At 70.9% G+C, this 16,405-nt stretch carries 14 protein-coding genes and 1 riboswitch; of the genes, 8 read left to right on the forward strand and 6 right to left on the reverse strand.

Annotated elements, in window-relative coordinates; all coding sequences use genetic code 11:
* Nucleotides 1-39 precede the first annotated feature (39 nt).
* Nucleotides 40-123, forward strand: a riboswitch (ZMP/ZTP riboswitch).
* 53 nt (nucleotides 124-176) lie between these two features.
* Both glyA and ACPYN5_RS01380 read left to right on the forward strand, forming a co-directional pair.
* Nucleotides 177-1,451, forward strand: a complete 1,275-nt coding sequence (glyA, locus tag ACPYN5_RS01375; RefSeq protein ID WP_424447192.1) for a serine hydroxymethyltransferase — start codon at nucleotides 177-179, stop codon at nucleotides 1,449-1,451.
* Nucleotides 1,452-1,583: 132 nt separating this feature from the next.
* On the forward strand, nucleotides 1,584-2,465 hold the full coding sequence (locus ACPYN5_RS01380; RefSeq protein WP_424447193.1) for a bifunctional methylenetetrahydrofolate dehydrogenase/methenyltetrahydrofolate cyclohydrolase: 882 nt from the start codon (nucleotides 1,584-1,586) through the stop codon (nucleotides 2,463-2,465).
* A gap of 87 nt (nucleotides 2,466-2,552) precedes the next feature.
* On the opposite strand, the gene ACPYN5_RS01385 is transcribed toward ACPYN5_RS01380, so the two are convergent.
* From ACPYN5_RS01385 to ACPYN5_RS01395, 3 genes are read right to left on the reverse strand one after another with little or no spacing between them, the layout of a single operon-like run.
* Nucleotides 2,553-3,323, reverse strand: a complete 771-nt coding sequence (locus tag ACPYN5_RS01385) for an amino acid ABC transporter ATP-binding protein (protein ID WP_424447194.1) — start codon at nucleotides 3,321-3,323, stop codon at nucleotides 2,553-2,555.
* A gap of 2 nt (nucleotides 3,324-3,325) precedes the next feature.
* Complete coding sequence (locus ACPYN5_RS01390) at nucleotides 3,326-4,171, reverse strand: amino acid ABC transporter permease (protein ID WP_424447195.1); 846 nt, start codon at nucleotides 4,169-4,171, stop codon at nucleotides 3,326-3,328.
* A 20-nt stretch (nucleotides 4,172-4,191) separates the two neighbouring features.
* Nucleotides 4,192-5,046, reverse strand: a complete 855-nt coding sequence (locus tag ACPYN5_RS01395; protein WP_424447196.1) for an ABC transporter substrate-binding protein — start codon at nucleotides 5,044-5,046, stop codon at nucleotides 4,192-4,194.
* 238 nt (nucleotides 5,047-5,284) lie between these two features.
* On the opposite strand from ACPYN5_RS01395, the gene ACPYN5_RS01400 reads away from it, so the two are divergent.
* Entirely contained in the window at nucleotides 5,285-6,391 is a 1,107-nt protein-coding gene (locus ACPYN5_RS01400; RefSeq protein ID WP_424447197.1) for a winged helix DNA-binding domain-containing protein, read from the forward strand.
* A gap of 122 nt (nucleotides 6,392-6,513) precedes the next feature.
* On the opposite strand, the gene ACPYN5_RS01405 is transcribed toward ACPYN5_RS01400, so the two are convergent.
* Nucleotides 6,514-7,956, reverse strand: a complete 1,443-nt coding sequence (locus ACPYN5_RS01405; RefSeq protein WP_424447198.1) for a helix-turn-helix domain-containing protein — start codon at nucleotides 7,954-7,956, stop codon at nucleotides 6,514-6,516.
* A gap of 117 nt (nucleotides 7,957-8,073) precedes the next feature.
* Between ACPYN5_RS01405 and ACPYN5_RS01410 the strand changes: the two genes are divergently transcribed.
* Nucleotides 8,074-9,978 carry a phosphoenolpyruvate carboxykinase (GTP) gene (locus ACPYN5_RS01410; protein WP_424447199.1) on the forward strand — a complete coding sequence of 635 codons (1,905 nt, stop codon included), beginning with the start codon at nucleotides 8,074-8,076 and terminating at the stop codon, nucleotides 9,976-9,978.
* 109 nt (nucleotides 9,979-10,087) lie between these two features.
* Here ACPYN5_RS01410 and ACPYN5_RS01415 read toward each other — a convergent pair whose 3' ends face one another.
* On the reverse strand, nucleotides 10,088-12,049 hold the full coding sequence (locus ACPYN5_RS01415) for an ABC transporter ATP-binding protein (RefSeq protein ID WP_424447200.1): 1,962 nt from the start codon (nucleotides 12,047-12,049) through the stop codon (nucleotides 10,088-10,090).
* Between the two features lie 183 nt (nucleotides 12,050-12,232).
* Between ACPYN5_RS01415 and ACPYN5_RS01420 the strand changes: the two genes are divergently transcribed.
* Nucleotides 12,233-12,769, forward strand: a complete 537-nt coding sequence (locus ACPYN5_RS01420; protein ID WP_424447201.1) for a hypothetical protein — start codon at nucleotides 12,233-12,235, stop codon at nucleotides 12,767-12,769.
* Between the two features lie 61 nt (nucleotides 12,770-12,830).
* On the opposite strand, the gene ACPYN5_RS01425 is transcribed toward ACPYN5_RS01420, so the two are convergent.
* On the reverse strand, nucleotides 12,831-13,682 hold the full coding sequence (locus ACPYN5_RS01425) for a sulfurtransferase (protein ID WP_424447202.1): 852 nt from the start codon (nucleotides 13,680-13,682) through the stop codon (nucleotides 12,831-12,833).
* 74 nt (nucleotides 13,683-13,756) lie between these two features.
* On the opposite strand from ACPYN5_RS01425, the gene ACPYN5_RS01430 reads away from it, so the two are divergent.
* The 3 genes from ACPYN5_RS01430 to ACPYN5_RS01440 are packed head-to-tail and all read left to right on the forward strand — an operon-like array spanning nucleotide 13,757 to nucleotide 16,379.
* Complete coding sequence (locus ACPYN5_RS01430) at nucleotides 13,757-14,698, forward strand: ABC transporter ATP-binding protein (protein WP_424447203.1); 942 nt, start codon at nucleotides 13,757-13,759, stop codon at nucleotides 14,696-14,698.
* Nucleotides 14,695-15,555, forward strand: coding sequence for an ABC transporter permease (locus ACPYN5_RS01435; protein ID WP_424447204.1), 861 nt, complete (start codon nucleotides 14,695-14,697; stop codon nucleotides 15,553-15,555). The genes ACPYN5_RS01430 and ACPYN5_RS01435 overlap by 4 nt, the downstream gene beginning before the upstream one ends.
* Nucleotides 15,552-16,379, forward strand: coding sequence for an ABC transporter permease (locus ACPYN5_RS01440; RefSeq protein ID WP_424447205.1), 828 nt, complete (start codon nucleotides 15,552-15,554; stop codon nucleotides 16,377-16,379). Before ACPYN5_RS01435 ends, ACPYN5_RS01440 begins: the two co-directional genes overlap by 4 nt.
* The last annotated feature ends 26 nt before the right edge of the window (nucleotides 16,380-16,405 follow it).

Below are 16,405 nucleotides of genomic sequence, written 5' to 3' on the forward strand. Positions count from 1 at the left end.
TCTGTCGAGCCAGCGTACCAGCGTGGCATCGGTTATGCTCGGACGCGTCGCGACTGGCGTTGAGGTGGGCCACCACCGGGGAGCGACCGACACGGCATTCGACCGCACGCCTGGGCCGATGCGGAATCTTCTCTGCTTGTGAAATCCGTCCCGAAAGCCGTCGTCTGGAGATCGTCATGACCGATTCGTACTTCAACGCCCCGCTCGCCGAGGTCGACCCCGAGATCGCGCAGGTTCTCGAGCGCGAGCTCGACCGCCAGCGCGGCTACCTCGAGATGATCGCCTCGGAGAACTTCGTCCCCGTCTCGGTGCTGCAGTCGCAGGGCTCGGTGCTCACGAACAAGTACGCCGAGGGGTACCCCGGACGCCGCTACTACGGCGGCTGCGAAGAGGTCGACGTCGCCGAGGAGCTCGCGATCGAACGGGCCAAGTCGCTCTTCGGCGCGGGCTTCGCGAACGTCCAGCCGCACTCCGGCGCCACGGCCAACGCGGCCGTGCTGCACGCGATCGCCCGCCCCGGCGACACGCTGCTCGGCCTCTCGCTCGACCACGGCGGCCACCTCACCCACGGCATGAAGATCAACTTCTCGGGCCGCCTCTACGACATCGTCGCCTACGGCGTGAACCCCGAGACCTCGCTCATCGACATGGACGAGGTGCGCCGGCTCGCCCTCGAGCACAAGCCGAAGGTCATCATCGCCGGCTGGTCGGCCTACCCCCGTCAGCTCGACTTCGCAGCGTTCCGCGCGATCGCCGACGAGGTGGGCGCGTACCTCTGGGTCGACATGGCGCACTTCGCCGGTCTCGTGGCCGCCGGTGTGCACCCCTCGCCCGTGCCGCACGCCCACGTCGTGTCGTCGACGGTGCACAAGACGATCGGCGGCCCGCGCTCGGGCATCATCCTCACCAACGACGCCGACCTCGCGAAGAAGATCAACACCGCCGTCTTCCCCGGCCAGCAGGGCGGACCGCTCATGCACGTCATCGCTGCGAAGGCGACGGCGTTCAAGCTCGCGGCGACCCCGGAGTTCAAGGAGCGCCAGGAACGCACCGTCCGCGGCGCTTCGATCATCGCCGAGCGCCTGACGCAGCAGGATGTCGCCGGTGCCGGCATCGCCGTCCGCTCGGGCGGCACCGACGTGCACCTCGTGCTCGTCGACCTGCGCGACGCCGAGCTCGACGGCAAGCAGGCCGAAGACCTCCTCCACGAGATCCGCATCACCGTCAACCGCAACGCGGTGCCCAACGACCCGCGCCCGCCGATGGTCACGTCGGGCCTGCGCATCGGCACGCCCGCCCTCGCGACGCGCGGCTTCGGCGACGCGGAGTTCACCGAGGTGGCCGACATCATCGCGCTCGCGCTGCAGCCCGGCGCCGACCTCGAGGCCCTGCGCGCCCGCGTGGCCACCCTCGCCGACGCCTTCCCGCTCTACCCCGGCCTGCAGCAGTAACCCGCCCGCCCGCTTGCCCGTGACCCGCGAGACCTCAGTTTCGCGCCGAGAGCCTGGGTTGAACCCACCGTCTCGGGGCGAAACAGGGGTCTCGCGGGCCGGCGGGCGCGGCACCCCGAAACGGAGAACGACATGACCGCGCAGAAGCTCGACGGGCGGGCCACCGCCGCCGCGATCAAGACCGAACTGGCTGAGCGCGTCGCGGCGCTGCGCGCGCGGGGCGTGACCCCCGGCATCGCGACCGTGCTCGTCGGCGCCGACCCGGCATCCCAGCTGTACGTCGGGATGAAGCACCGCGAGTCCGAGGCGATCGGCATGAACTCGATCCAGGTCGAGCTGCCGGCCGAGTCGACGCAGGCCGAGGTCGAGGAGGTCATCGACCGCCTCAACGCCGACCCGACGTGCCACGGCTACATCGTGCAGCTGCCGCTGCCGAAGCACCTCGACACCGACCGCATCCTCGAGCGCATCGATCCCGCGAAGGATGCCGACGGCCTGCACCCCGTCAACCTCGGGCGCCTCGTTCTCAATGTCAACGACCCGATCACGACGCCGCTGCCGTGCACGCCGCGCGCCGTCATCGAGCTGCTGAAGCGCAACGGGTATGACCTTGCGGGCAAGAACGTCGTCGTGGTCGGCCGCGGGGTGACCATCGGCCGCTCCATCGGTCTGCTGCTGACCCGCCGCGAGATCAACGCCACGGTGACCCTCACCCACACCGGCACCGCCGACCTCGGCGCGCACCTGCGCGAGGCGGACGTGATCGTGGGTGCCGCCGGCGTGAAGCACCTCGTGACCGCCGCGGACGTCAAGCCCGGCGCCGCGGTGCTCGACGTGGGCGTCACGCGCGAGACCGACCCCGAGACCGGCAAGTCGAAGGTCTATGGCGACATCGCTCCGGATGTGGCCGAGGTCGCCGGCTTCCTGTCGCCGAACCCCGGCGGCGTCGGCCCCATGACGGTCGCCCTGCTGATGACCAACGTCGTCGAGGCGGCCGAGCGCGCGAGCGCCTGAGCCCAGACCCCGCCGGCTCGCCACGAGCTGCGGATGCCGGCCCGACGGGCCCCGCGTCATGGAGCGGCGGACGAGCGTGAGGCCGGGTCAGGGGAGGAAGCGGGCGAGGAAGGCCCGGGTGCGAGGCTCGCGCGGAGCGCCGAAGACCTCCGCGGGCCGGCCCTCCTCAACGATCGTGCCCTGATCGAGGAAGACGACGCGGTCGGCGACATCCCGGGCGAACGCCATCTCGTGCGTTGCCATCAGGATCGTCGATCCGCCGACGGCCAGATCGCGCACGAGTTCGAGCACCTCGCCGACGAGCTCGGGATCGAGGGCCGAGGTGATCTCGTCGAGGAGCAGCACCTCGGGATCGGTCGCGATCGCGCGGATGATGGCGGCGCGTTGCTGCTGCCCGCCCGAGAGCCGGTCGGGGTGCTCGCCCGCCTTGTCGGCCAGTCCGATGCGCCCGAGCAGGTCGCGGGCGCGCGACTCGGCCTCGCGCCGCGGAACCCGGTGCACGACGCGGGAGGCCAGGGTGACGTTGTCGAGCACCGAGAGGTGGGGGAACAGGTTGTAGCTCTGGAACACCGCCCCGAGGCGCGCGCGCACGGCGTTCGCGTCGACCCGGGGATCGGAGATGTCGTCGCCGGCGAGCAGGATCTGCCCGTCGTCGATCGGCTCGAGCAGGCCGAGGCACCGCAGCAGCGTCGACTTGCCCGATCCGCTCGCGCCGATGAGGGCGACGACCTCGTGCTGGGCGAGCGACACATCGACCCCGCGCAGCACCTCCTTGTCGCCGAAGGACTTGCGGATGCCGCGGGCCCGCAGCACGTCGCCGACGGTGCCGGTCTCGGTCTCGGTGCCGGGCTCGTTCACGCTCACAGGATCGATCCCGTCTGCTCGCGTCGCCGCAGCCTCGCGGTGTACCAGTCGGTCAGGCGGATCGTCGGGATCGCGAGCAGCACGAACAGCACACCCGCCACGACGTAGGGCGTGAAGTTGTAGGTCGTCGCGACGACGCCCCGCGCCTCGGCTATCGCGTCGAACGCGGCGAGGATCGAGATCAGCCCGACATCCTTCTGCATCGAGATGAAGTCGTTCATGAGCGGCGGGGTCATCTTGCGCAGCGCCTGGGGCAGCACGACGCGGCGGAGCGTCTGGGGGTAGCTCAACCCCAGCGCCCGGGCCGCGAGACGTTGCGACGGATGCACCGACTCGATGCCCGCGCGCACCACTTCCGCGACGTACGCGGAGTAGGTGAGGGTGATCGCGAGCACGCCCAGCAGCACCGGATCGATGCGGGTGTCGAGGATGGTCGGCAGTCCGAACCCGACGAGGTACAGCACGATGACGAACGGCAGCCCGCGGAACAGATCGGTGTAGCCGGCCGCGAGCAGACGCAGCGGGAAGAACACCGGCCCGCGGAGGGTCCGCAGCAGGGCCAGCAGCAGGGCCAGGGCCGCGACGGTGAACACCGAGATGGCGAGCACCCGCAGGTTGATGAGGAATCCCTGCCACACCTCGGGGAGGGACTGCAGGGCGATGGCGGGGTCGAAGAAGCTCCTCTGGACGGTCGCCCAGCCCTCGGTGTTGATCACCGTCACCCAGACGACGGCGGCGAAGGCGAGCGTCGATGCGACCGCGATCAGCACCGACCGGCGTTCACGGGCGCGCCGATATGCTCGGCGCTCGAGTTCGAGCGCGCTCGGAGGGGAGGTGGTCACGGATAGACGCTAGCGCGCCCTCACTGGAGGAGCGTCACGCCCTCCGTGAGGCCCGACAGCCACTGCTCCTCGAACTCGGCGAGGGTGCCGTCCTCGCGCAGCTCGTCGACGGCTGCCGTCACCGCGCCGGTCAGCGGCGAGTCCTTCGCGAGCAGCAGGCCCCACTCGTCCTCGATGCCCGCCTGCGGGAGCTCGCCGACGAAGAAGGAGTTCTCGATGTAGAAGTTCACCGCGAGGTAGGCGGTGGGGGTGTCGAGCACGATCGCATCGATCTGGCCGGCGCCGAGGGCGGCGACGGCATCCTCGTTGGAGTTGTACAGCCGCGCCTCGGCGTCGGGGGCGACCTCCTCCAGCGTCTGCGCGCTCGTGGAGTTGGCCATCGCGCCGATCGTCAGATCCTTCAGGCCCGCGAGGTCGGAGACGCCGTCGGCCGCGCCGCCCGCGATCGCGACGATCGACTGGCTCGCGGAGTAGTACGGCGACGAGAAGTCGACGCCCTGCTTGCGCTCGTCGGTGATCGTGTACTGCTGGACGTTGAAGTCGAAGCTCTTCGGCCCCGGGGCGATCGCGCCCTCGAAGCTCGTGCGCACCCACTCGACGTCGTCCGCCGCGAAGCCGAGCTTGTCGGCGACGGCGTAGGCGACGGCGGCCTCGAAGCCCTCGCCCGACGCGGGGTCGTCATCGATGAAGTACGGCTCGTAAGCGGTCTCGCCCGTGGCGATGGTGAGCTTGCCCGGGGTGACGTAATCCTCGGCGGCGGGACCCGACGCGGCGTCGCCCGAGGCCGCGGGGGCGGGCGAGGAGGAGCAGCCGGAGAGGACCAGCGCGAGAGCGGCGACGCCGAGCGAGGCGGCGCGGACGAGGGAGCGGGACATCGGGAACCTCCGGGTGCGGATGCCGCGCATCGGCGTGCTGTCGCCGGCGGCTGTAATCCATTCTCTCCCGCCCCGGATGCCGCGGGGCGCGCGGGTCGCCGTGTTACGGCCCGCGCGGCTGCGGAGCCCCAACCCTGCGACGTCCCACTTGGGCCGGGTATGAGCCGCGCTTACCCGGCCCAAGTGGGACCTCGCGGGAAGTGGACCCGCGGGGGCGGGATCGGGCAGGATCGGCGGCGTGGCAGATGGTGGGGGAGCTGGGGTGATCGCGGCGCAGCGGCTGCGCTCTCACCTGCTGAGTGAACCCGCGTCGTCGATCGGCGAGGCCGCCGCTCACATGCTCGCGGTACAGGCGCAGGAGTTCTGGTCCGGCCGATGGGCGCTGGCCGCGCGCACCGACGGCGAGCCCGCGCTGCGCGCGGTGGACGCCGCGTTCGAGGACGGCACGCTCGTGCGCTCGTGGACCCAGCGCGGCACCCTGCACATCGTGCGTTCGGCCGACCTCGCCGGGATGCTCGCGGTGACCGCCGACCGGCAGCAGCGCGCGGCAGCCGGCATCCTGCGTGGACTCGCGGTCGACGATGCGGTGCTGGCGACGGCTGAGCGCGCCGCCCGACACGCGCTCCGCGGTGGGAACCGGCTCACGCGAGACGAGTTCGCCGACCTCCTGCGCGGCGCCGGCATCGAGATTGAACGCTCGCGCGGCAACCACATCCTCTCGGCGCTCGCCGTTCGCGGGGTGCTCGCCTTCGGCCCGGTGGTGCCGCGCGAGGGCGGGCCGACCCGCGATCAGTACCTCGTCGCCCTGGACGAGCTGCCGTCGGGGCGGATGCCCGACGATCCGCTCGCCGAGATGTTCGTGAGCTACATCCGCTCGCACGGACCCGCGCGCATCGAGGACTTCCGGTGGTGGGCGGGCCTGCCGCTCGGGATGTCGCGACGTGCGGCCGAAGCGGCTGGTGACCGGGTCGTCGAGATGGATGCCGGACTGTTCGCGGCACCGGATGGCGAGCCCGGTGCGTCGGCTCCCACCTCCGGCGCGGCTCCCGGCCGTGACAGCCGGGATGTCGTCGCGCTCCCCGCTTTCGACGAATACTTCCTCTCCTACGCCGACCGGACGACCGTCTGCGACCCCGCCCTCGCGTCGCGGATCGGCCCGACCATGAACGGTCAGGTCGCGCCGATCCTGGTCTCGCGTGGCCGGGTCATCGGCACCTGGCGCCACTCCGTCGCCCTCGGGCGGCACCATCTGCCACCCGGCACCGCGCTCGTCACAGACCCGTCGGTCGCGGCATCCGCCATCGACGCGGCGCTCGCCCGGGTCTCACGCTTCCTCACCGGCTGAGCTCGCGCGTGGCCCCACCGTGGCCCCACCGTGGCGCCACCGTGGCCCCACCGAGGTCCCAATTCGGCCGGGTATCGCGGCGTCGTTCCCGGCCCAACTGGGACCTCGGGCGCTGTCCTGAGTCAGCCGGCGGCGTGCCGGTCGAGGAAGGCGTACACCTCGCCGTCGTCGACCCCGGGGAAGTTGCCTCGCGGCAGGGGCGAGAACATCTGCATGTGCACGCGCGCGCTCGGCCAGGCCTTGCCCTCCCACCGCGTGGTGAGCTCGGGGTCCGGCCGGCGGCAGCACGACTCGTCGGGGCAGGTCGAGGCCGCCCGCTTCTGCGTCTCGCGTCCGCGGAACCACCGCGCGTCGTCGAACGGAACACCGACGGTGATCGAGAACTCGCCCTCCGCCGTGGTGCCCGTCTGGCTCGAGCACCAGAAGGTTCCGCCCGGGGTGTCGGTGTACTGGTAGTGCTCGACCGTGCGGTTCTGCTCCTCGAATGCCGACCGGGCCGAGAACGCCCGGCACACGACCTGCCCCTCGATGCTCCCGGTGACGTCCATCGGGAGCGGCAGGCCGTCGTTCTCGTAGACCCGGGTGATCGCTCCCGCGCCGTCGACGCGGAGGAAGTGCAGCGGGATGCCGAGGTGCTTCGTCATGAGGTTGGTCATCCGCATCCCGGCCGCCTCGTGCGTCACCCCAAAGGCGTCGCGGAAGTCCTCGACCGCGAGGTTCCGGTCCTTCTTGGCCTGGGAGAGGAACGCGACGGACGCCGTCTCGGGCATGAGGCAGCACGCGGCGTAGTAGTTGATCTCGAGGCGCTGCTGCAGGAAGTCGGCGTAGTCGCTCGGCGGGGTGTGGCCGAGCAGGCGGTGGGCCATCGCCTGCAAGGCCATGGAGCGCAGGCCGTGCCCGCCGGGGATGGAAGCGGGCGGCAGGTAGATGCGGCCGTTCTCGAGGTCGGTGACCGACCGTGCCGAGTGGGGGAGGTCGGCGACGTAGAGGAGCTCGAAGCCGAGCTGCTCGGCCATGATGCTCACGGTGCGGTGCGTCAGGGCGCCCGAGGTGTGTCCCGCCGCCTTGAGCTGCTTCTCGGCGAGGCGCTCGATGTCGGGCAGGTAGTTCGCCGCTTCGCGCATCCGCAGCCGCAGCTCGGTGTTGGCGCGCCGCGCCTCTTCGGGGGTCGCGATGGCCTCGCGCTCGCGGCGCTGCAGCTCGCGGTGCAGCCCCAGGATCGACTCGAGCGTGTCGTCGGTCATGGTCTTGCCCGCGCGCACGGGGGAGACGCCGAGCCGCCGGAACACGGAACTGGCCTGCGCCCGCTCGAGCTCGAGCTCGAGGGCGGCTCGCCGGTTCGGCGGTTCGGGCGAGAGGAGGTCGGTCACGTCGGTGCCGGTCGCCGAGGCGATCGCCTGCAGCAGCGACAGCTTCGGCTCGCGTCGGCCGTTCTCGATGAGGCTGAGTTGGCTGCCGGCGACGCCGACCTGCGCGCCGAGCTCATCGAGGGTGAGTCCTCGGGCGACGCGGTGGTGGCGTATGCGGTGCCCGAGGGTCGCGAGTTCGATTCCGGATGCGGCCATTCCTTGATCATAGGGAAAGAATTACGTTTCTTGAACCTCTAGTCGGCCGTAAGAGGCGCTCTTCATGCGTTGGAATCGTCAGGTATCCCGATCTCGCCGCCGATGTAGGAGACCGACATGGCCATCGCCGACCTCTTCACCCGTCCCGTCTCGAGCGGCACGTCCGCCCCGGGCGAGCCCACCTCGGCGCGACGCGCCCGCCCCGAGCACGGAGCCCGCCCCGCCGCCGCGACCGCGGCGCTCGCCGAGCTGGCTGCCTGGGTCGACGAGATCGCCGAGCTCACCCGTCCCGACCGCGTGCACTGGGTCGACGGCTCGGCCGCTGAGAACAACGCGCTGCTGCGGCAGATGGTCGACGAGGGCAAGCTCATCAAGCTCAATCCCGAGTGGCGTCCCGGGTCGTACCTGGCCCGGTCGCACCCGAGCGATGTCGCCCGGACCGAGGGCCGGACCTTCATCGCATCCGAGCGCGAAGAGGATGCCGGCCCCACCAACAACTGGGCCGCCCCGGGCGACATCCGGGCGACCATCACGCCGCTGTTCGCAGGTTCCATGCGCGGGCGGACCATGTACGTCGTGCCGTTCTCGATGGGCGCGGTGGGCGGACCGCTCTCGCACATCGGCGTGCAGGTGACCGACAGCGCCTACGCGGTGGCATCCATCGGCATCATGACCCGGGTGGGCGCTGCGGTGCTCGACGAGATCGCCGCAGGCAAGCCGTGGGTGAAGACGGTCCACTCCGTGGGCGCGCCGCTGTCCGACGGCGAGCAGGATGTCGCGTGGCCGTGCAATGACGAGAAGTACATCGTCCACTTCCCCGACACCCTCGAAGTGTGGTCGTTCGGCTCGGGCTACGGCGGCAACGCCATCCTGGCGAAGAAGTGCTTCGCGTTGCGCATCGCCTCGGTGATCGGTCGCGACGAGGGCTGGCTCGCCGAGCACATGCTGCTCATCCGCGTCATCGACCCCGCGGGCAAGGCCTACCACGTGGCCGCCGCGTTCCCCTCGGCCTGCGGCAAGACGAACCTCGCCATGCTGCGCCCGACCATCCCGGGCTGGCGCGTGGAGACTCTCGGCGACGACATCGCGTGGCTGCGTCCCGGATCCGATGGGCGGCTGTGGGCGATCAATCCCGAGGCCGGGTTCTTCGGCGTCGCGCCGGGCACCGGCGAGTCGACCAACGTGACGGCGGTCGAGACGCTCTGGGGCAACACGATCTTCACCAATGTGGCGCTGCGGCCCGACGGCGACGTCTGGTGGGAGGGCCTGACGGATGAGGCTCCGGCCGAGCTCATCGACTGGGAGGGCAAGCCCTGGACTCCCGATTCGGGTCGGCCCGCCGCGCATCCGAATTCCCGCTTCACCGTCAGCGCGGCACAGTGCCCGCAGATCGCCGCCGACTGGGATGCCGCCGAAGGCGTGCCTCTCGACGCGATCCTCTTCGGTGGTCGCCGGGCGACGAACGTCCCGCTCGTGGTCGAGGCGACCGACTGGACGCACGGAGTCTTCATCGGCTCGAACATCTCGTCGGAGCGGACGGCCGCGGCCGAGGGAACGCTCGGCGAGCTGCGCCGCGATCCCTTCGCCATGCTGCCGTTCTGCGGCTACAACATGGGCGACTACTTCGCGCACTGGCTGAAGGTGGGGCAGAAGCTGCGCTTCGACAGGGCGCCACGGGTGTTCCAGGTGAACTGGTTCCGCAAGGGCGCCGACGGGCGCTTCCTGTGGCCCGGGTTCGGCGACAACTCGCGGGTGATCGACTGGATCGTCCGGCGCCTCAACGGCGAGGTCGGCACGGTCGACAGCCCGATCGGTCGGCTGCCGCACACCGCCGACCTCAACCTCAACGGCATCGAGGTGCCCCAGCGCGACCTCGATGAGTTGTTCGCCGTCGACACGCAGTCATGGCTGCGCGAGGCCGACCTGACCGAGGAGTTCTACGACACTTTCGGCGACCGGATGCCGGCGGCGCTCCGCGCCGAGCTCGAGGCGCTGCGCTACCGGCTCGGCCACCGAGCCTGACCCCGCCGCCCCGCTCATCCCGAACCGCGAGACCTCAGTTTCGCCCCGAGACGGTGGGTTTTACCGGTGGTCTCGGGGCGGCGTTGGGGTCTCGCGGGTCTGGAGGGGGTCAGACGAGGAGCTGGTGCTTCGCGAGGTCGCGGTAGAGGGGGACCGTCGCCACGAGCTCGGAGTGCGTGCCTCGGCCGACGACGCGGCCGTGGTCGAGCACGACGATGAGATCGCTGTCGACGACGGTGGAGAGCCGGTGCGCGATGACCACGAGCGTGCGTCCTGTCGCGACGGCGTCGATCGCTTCGCGCATGCGCTGCTCATTGAGCCCGTCGAGCGACGAGGTCGACTCATCGAGCAGCAGGATCGGCGGCGCGGCCAGCAGGGCTCGGGCGATCGCGAGGCGCTGGCGCTCGCCGCCGGAGAGCATCACGCCGGCCTCGCCGACCGGGGCCTGCAGCCCCAGGTCGCTCCGCTCGAGCACGTCGCCGAGGTTCACCGCGCGCAGCACCCGCTCGCAGTCGGCGTCGGTGGCGTCGGGAGAGGCGAGCCGCAGGTTGTCGGCGATGGTGCCGGCGAGGGTCGGGGCATCCTGCTCGACGTAGCCGAGCTGCGCGCGCAGCTCGGCGCGCGGCACCGACCGGATGTCGTCGCCGCCGACCAGCACGGCGCCGCCGGTGACGTCGTAGAAGCGCTCGATGAGCGCGAGCGTCGTCGACTTGCCCGCGCCGGACGGGCCGACGAGGGCCACCCGTGCGCCGCGGGGGACGCGGAAGCTCACGCCCCGGAGCACCTCGCCGTCGCGCGGGATGCCGTCGCGCGGGATGCCGTCGGCGGCGCGGTCCGCGGCCCCGCCCCCACCCGCGACCCCGCCCTCGACCTCCTCGGCGGTGACGGCGGCCACCGCCGAGGTGTCGACGCGTGCGTCGGCGAGCGTTCGGAGCGCCTCGTCCGAGGCCGAGCGGCGGGCGGCCACGACAGCCTCGGGGTAGCGGAAGTGCACGTCGCGGAACTCGATCGCGACATCGCGATCACCGCCACCGGCGACGGCGACAGTCGCGGCATCCGGGTCGGCGGAGTCCTCCGTGGGGAGGTCGAGCACTTCCTGGATGCGGCCGAGCGCGCCGAGGGCCTGGTTGACCGACGTGATCGCCCCGAGGAACGACGCGAGGGGCTGGACCAGGAAGAACAGGAACATCACGAACGTCACGAGGCTCGCGATCGAGATGGCGCCCGACGCGACGCGGTAGCCGCCCACGCCGAGCACGACCAGCAGCGACAGCTGCAGCGCGACGCCCGCGACGGGAACGACGAGCGCTGAGGCCTTCGCCACCCGCACGCCGGCGTCGAACGCCTGGCGGGCAGCGCCCGTGACGGCGGCTTCCTCGCGTTCTGTCGCCCCGGCGGCGCGGATCGTGCGAATCGATCCGATCGCACGTTCGACGCCCGAGGCCAGCTCGCCGACCCGCTCCTGCTGTTCGCGGGTGGCGCGACGGATGCGGGTGCTGAGGCCCACGACGACAGCGACCGAGGCGCCGATCACGATGACGATGAGCAGGAGGAGCAGCGGGTCGATGAAGAGCATCGCGACGATCGCGCCGACGAAGATCAGCGCGTTGCCGACCGAGTCGGCGAGCCCTTGAGTCAGCACGGCGTAAAGCAGGGTCGTGTCGGTGCCCACGCGCGAGACGAGGTCGCCGGTGCGGCGAGCATCGAACTCGGAGATGGGCAGCCGCAGCAGGCGCGCGATGAGCCGGCGCCGGCTCGAGAAGACGACGGCCGTGCCGGTGCGCTGCAGAAGGTAGTGCTGGAAGGCGCCGATCGCCGACGAGACCACCACGAGGATCACGAGCGCCCAGACGAGGATGCCGAGGGTGTCGCCGGCCTGCACGCGCTCGATGACCTGGCCGACCACGAGCGGCTGACCGAGGGTCGCGACGGCCTCGACGACGCTGAGCACGGCGACGGCGACCAGCACGCCCTTGTGCTCGAACAGGTAGGGGAGCAACTGCGACAGGCGGGCGCGCGGCCCCTCGTCGGTGCGTCGGCGTCCGCGCAGGCGGCTGCGGGTGTCGGACATGCGGTCCCCTCGGTTCGGCGTAGCTGTCACCTTCGACCGTACTTCGCCTGCGACGGCACGTCGTTCGCGAGGTGCGATCGGCGCCGCCTCGTACGGCCTCGCGCCGCTTCACGCCGCCTCTCGCGATGGCGGCGTTCGGCCAGGCTGGTTGTGGGACCGCGGAGACGGTGGAAGAGTGCCCGGATGCGTTGGATCACGAATCCCCAGACGGCGGCGGTGATCGGCGCGACCGGCATCGTCGCGATCTCGCTCCTCGGCTGCACCGCTCCGTCGGCCGAGCAGGATGTGGAGAAGCCCTCGGCGTCGGCGACGCTCTCACCGTCTCCCACGCCGACGGCGGATGCGCGCAGCGACGAGGAGCAGCTGCCGATGCCGGTCGAGGACATCCGCGACTGGGCTGGCACGGCCGTGCCGCAGTCGTCCAACCTCACCGGCACCGGCATCCTCTCCGGGTGGCTCAGCCAGAACACGTCCGCGCACCACGTGACGGAGTTCGCCTCGCTCGCTTCCGGTAGCTACCGCGCGCAGATCGCCTGCCGCGGGGCGGGCACCATCACCCTCACGGCGGGCCAGATCGGCAGCGACCCCGCCATCGAACCGCTCACCTGCGCGAACGGCACGACCGCCTTCGATGTGACGATCGAGCAGACGGGGTTGAGCGTCACGCTCGACCTCGAAGGGGATCCCACGGTCTACGCGCTCTCGTTCGTGCGCGCGTAGCGGTCAGCGGGCGGAGCGCCCGAGGTCACCGCTCGTGACCGGCTTCACGCTCGCCTGGGCCTCATGCCCCGGTGGCGATCGGGCGATCGGGATCCTGCGACCACTGACTCCACGAACCCGGATAGAGCACGGGACGGTACCCCGCGAGGCTGAGCGCGACGGCCTCATGCGCGGCGCTCACGCCCGAGCCGCAGTAGACCCCGACGGTCGAGCCCGGCTCGGCGCCGAGCGCGGCGAACCGGGCACGCAGCTCATCGGGGCTGCGGAATCGACCCGTCTCGTCGTTGTTGTCGGTCGTCGGCGCAGACACTGCGCCGGGAATGTGGCCGGCGCGCGGATCCATCGGCTCGACCTCGCCCCGGAACCGTTCTCCGGCGCGCGCATCGAGCAGCAGGCCGGTGCGTGCGTGATCGAGCACCTCGTCGACGCCGAGCACGGGCAGCGATCCGGGTGAGACCATCGCGGTGCCCGGCCGGGCGGCATCCGGCTCGCCCTCCTCGAGCTCGAACCCCGTATCGATCCAGGCGGCGAGTGCGCCGTCGAGCACGCGGACGTCGGTGATGCCGGCATCCCGGAGCACCCACCAGGCGCGGCCGCTCGCGAGGTTCTTCACGTCGTCGTAGACCACGACGGTGTCGCCGTCGTCGATGCCCCAGTCGCGCACCGCGGCCTGCAGCGCCTCGGAAGAGGGGAGCGGATGCCGCCCGTCGGTCGGCTTTCCGTGCGCGGCCAGCTGCGTGTCGAGGTCGGCGTATCGCGCACCCGGGATGTGGCCGGCACGGAACGCGGGGCGCCCGTCGGGCCGGTCGAGCCACCAGCGGACGTCGAGGACCCGCACGGGGCCGCCGTCCGGGTAGCGTCCCGCCGCGAGCGCGGCTCGGAGTTCTGCGGCGGTGGTGAGGATGCGGTCCATGGGAGCGATTCTCCCGCACCGCGCCCGCGTGCCGGGAACCCGACGATGTCGCTCGGCGTCGCTACTGTGGTCGCGTGCCAGAATCCGTGATCTCCGCCCGTGGGCTGCGCAAGACCTATGCGGTGAAGGGCAAGCCCGACTTCGTCGCCGTCGATGATCTGTCGTTCGAGGTCGCCCCGGGGGAGTCCTTCGGCCTGCTCGGACCCAACGGCGCCGGCAAGTCGACCACGATGAAGATGATCGGGGCGGTCTCGACCCGCAGCGGCGGCGACCTGGAGATCCTCGGGCTCGACCCCGACCGCTACGGTCCCGAGATCCGGTCCCGTCTGGGGGTCGTGCCGCAGCAGGACAATCTCGACGGCGAACTCAACGCACGCGAGAACCTCTACATCTACGGCCGCTACTTCGGACTGCCCGGCCGGGTGTGCCAGGAGAAGGCCGACGAGCTGCTGGCTTTCGCGCAGCTCGAGGACAAGGCGAAGAACAAGGTCGACCAGTTGTCGGGCGGCATGAAGCGGCGCCTCACGATCGCCCGCGGCCTCATCAACGACCCGCGGATCCTGCTGCTCGACGAGCCGACGACCGGTCTCGACCCCCAGGCCCGTCACGTGCTGTGGGATCGGCTGTTCCGCCTGAAGGAACGCGGCACCACGCTCGTGCTCACGACGCACTACATGGACGAGGCCGAGCAGCTGTGCGACCGGCTCGTCGTCGTCGACAAGGGCCGCATCATGGCCGAGGGGACGCCGGCCTCGCTCATCCGGCAGCACTCGAGCCGAGAGGTGCTCGAGGTGCGTTTCGGATCCGACCGCAATGCGCAGGCGGCGACGCAGCTGCAGGGCATCGGCGACCGGGTCGAGGTGCTGCCCGACCGCATCCTCGTCTACGCGCACGACGGCGAGGCGGCTCTGGAGCGCGTCTCGGCCACCGGCCTCACCCCGCTGACGAGCCTCGTGCGCCGCTCGAGCCTCGAGGACGTCTTCCTGCGTCTGACGGGACGGTCGCTGATCGAATGAGCACGCAGACCCCGCACCTCACGCTCGACGAGCTGCGCGCCGAGGCTCTGGCCGGCGGACGCAAGCCCCGCCGCTACGGCACCTGGTACGTCGCCGAGCACATGATCCGCGCGATGCGCGCGTACGGCTGGACGATCGTCGTCGGCGCAGTCGGACAGCCGATCATGTATCTGCTCGGTCTGGCCGCGGGCCTCGCGGCCCTCATCACGGTGCCCATCTCCTCGCACGGGCAGGAGGTGGGGTATCTGCCGTTCGTCGCGCCCGCCCTGCTGGTCACCGCTGCCATCGCGGTGGCGTCGGAGGAGATGACCTATCCGGTGATGGCGGGCTTCAAGTGGCGCCGCTACTTCTACGGCTTCAACGCCTCGGCGCTGTCGAGCCCGCAGATCGCGAACGGCGTCATCATCGGTGCGACCGCGCGCATGATCGTCGCCGTCACTGCCTACTACCTGTTCATCTGGCTGCTGCCCTTCGGTGCGGTGCCCGACCCCGCCACGGGCTGGCTGTCGATCTTCGCGGGCGTCGCGGCCGGTGTCGCCTTCGGCATCCCGCTGATGGCTTACGCGGGGTCGATCCAGGACGACAAGGGGCAGTTCGCTCTCGTGCAGCGGTTCATCTTCATGCCGATGTTCCTGTTCTCGGGCACGTTCTACCCCGTCGAGACGCTGCCGATCGGTCTGCAGTGGATCGCATGGATCTCGCCGCTGTGGCACGGCGCCGAGCTCGGACGCGCGGCGACCTACGGTGCCGACATCGGCGCCGGGATGATCGCTCTCCACGTCGTCTACCTCCTCGCGCTCGCTGTGGTCGGCTACCTCTGGGGGCGCCGGGTCTTCACCGAGAGGCTCGCGAAGTGAGCGCCGTCATCGAGCGCGGTGCGCCGGCCGGACGCCGCGGCGGGGTGCGCGCGCTCTGGGCGGGCAACCCGGGCGCGGTGGTGCAGCGCGGGCTCATCGCGGCGCGGTCATCGAGCTGGATCGTCGTGCTTTCGGGGTTCTTCGAACCGGTCTTCTACCTCGCATCGCTCGGCATCGGACTCGGCGCCCTCATCGGCGAGGTCGAGACCTCGTCGGGGGCCGCGGTGCCGTACGCGGCCTATATCGCCCCGGCCCTGCTGGCGGTCTCGGCTATGAACGGCGCCGTCTACGACTCGACGTGGAACGTCTTCTTCAAGCTGAACTACGGCAAGCTCTACGAGGGGATGCTCTCGACCTCGCTCGGACCGCTCGACGTCGCCCTCGGTGAGATCCTCTACGCGCTGCTGCGCGGCCTCGTCTACGCCACGGGCTTCATGATCATCATGCAGATCCTGGGACTCAACCTCGCCTGGACCGCCGTGCTCGCCCTGCCCGCGGTGCTGCTCATCGCCTTCGGGTTCGCGAGCGTGGGGATGGCCGTGACGAGCTACATGAAGACCTTTCAGCACATGGACTGGATCAACCTCGTGCTGCTGCCGATGTTCCTCTTCTCCGCGACGTTCTACCCCATCACCGTGTACCCGGAGTGGGTGCAGGTGATCGTCCAGGCGCTCCCGCTCTGGCACGGCGTCGAGCTCATCCGCGGGCTGACCACCGGCATCCTGTCCGTCGGCATGCTCTGGCACGTGCTGTACTTCGTGGTGATGATCGGGCTCGGACTCGTCTTCACGACCAAGCGCCTCCGGGCACTGTTTCTCGACTGACGCCGCGACCCGGGTGAGACGACGGA

The sequence above is a fragment of the Microbacterium arborescens genome, from assembly GCF_049707515.1.
GTDB lineage: Bacteria > Actinomycetota > Actinomycetes > Actinomycetales > Microbacteriaceae > Microbacterium > Microbacterium arborescens_B.

Excerpts from the sequence above, each read along its gene's own strand:
- ACPYN5_RS01415 (WP_424447200.1), bottom strand. The coding sequence starts at position 12,049 with ATGTCCGACACCCGCAGCCGCCTGCGCGGACGCCGACGCACCGACGAG.
- ACPYN5_RS01425 (WP_424447202.1), bottom strand. The coding sequence starts at position 13,682 with ATGGACCGCATCCTCACCACCGCCGCAGAACTCCGAGCCGCGCTCGCG.
- ACPYN5_RS01410 (WP_424447199.1), top strand. The coding sequence starts at position 8,074 with ATGGCCATCGCCGACCTCTTCACCCGTCCCGTCTCGAGCGGCACGTCC.
- ACPYN5_RS01420 (WP_424447201.1), top strand. The coding sequence starts at position 12,233 with ATGCGTTGGATCACGAATCCCCAGACGGCGGCGGTGATCGGCGCGACC.
- ACPYN5_RS01405 (WP_424447198.1), bottom strand. The coding sequence starts at position 7,956 with ATGGCCGCATCCGGAATCGAACTCGCGACCCTCGGGCACCGCATACGC.
- ACPYN5_RS01395 (WP_424447196.1), bottom strand. The coding sequence starts at position 5,046 with ATGTCCCGCTCCCTCGTCCGCGCCGCCTCGCTCGGCGTCGCCGCTCTC.
- ACPYN5_RS01435 (WP_424447204.1), top strand. The coding sequence starts at position 14,695 with ATGAGCACGCAGACCCCGCACCTCACGCTCGACGAGCTGCGCGCCGAG.
- glyA (WP_424447192.1), top strand. The coding sequence starts at position 177 with ATGACCGATTCGTACTTCAACGCCCCGCTCGCCGAGGTCGACCCCGAG.
- ACPYN5_RS01380 (WP_424447193.1), top strand. The coding sequence starts at position 1,584 with ATGACCGCGCAGAAGCTCGACGGGCGGGCCACCGCCGCCGCGATCAAG.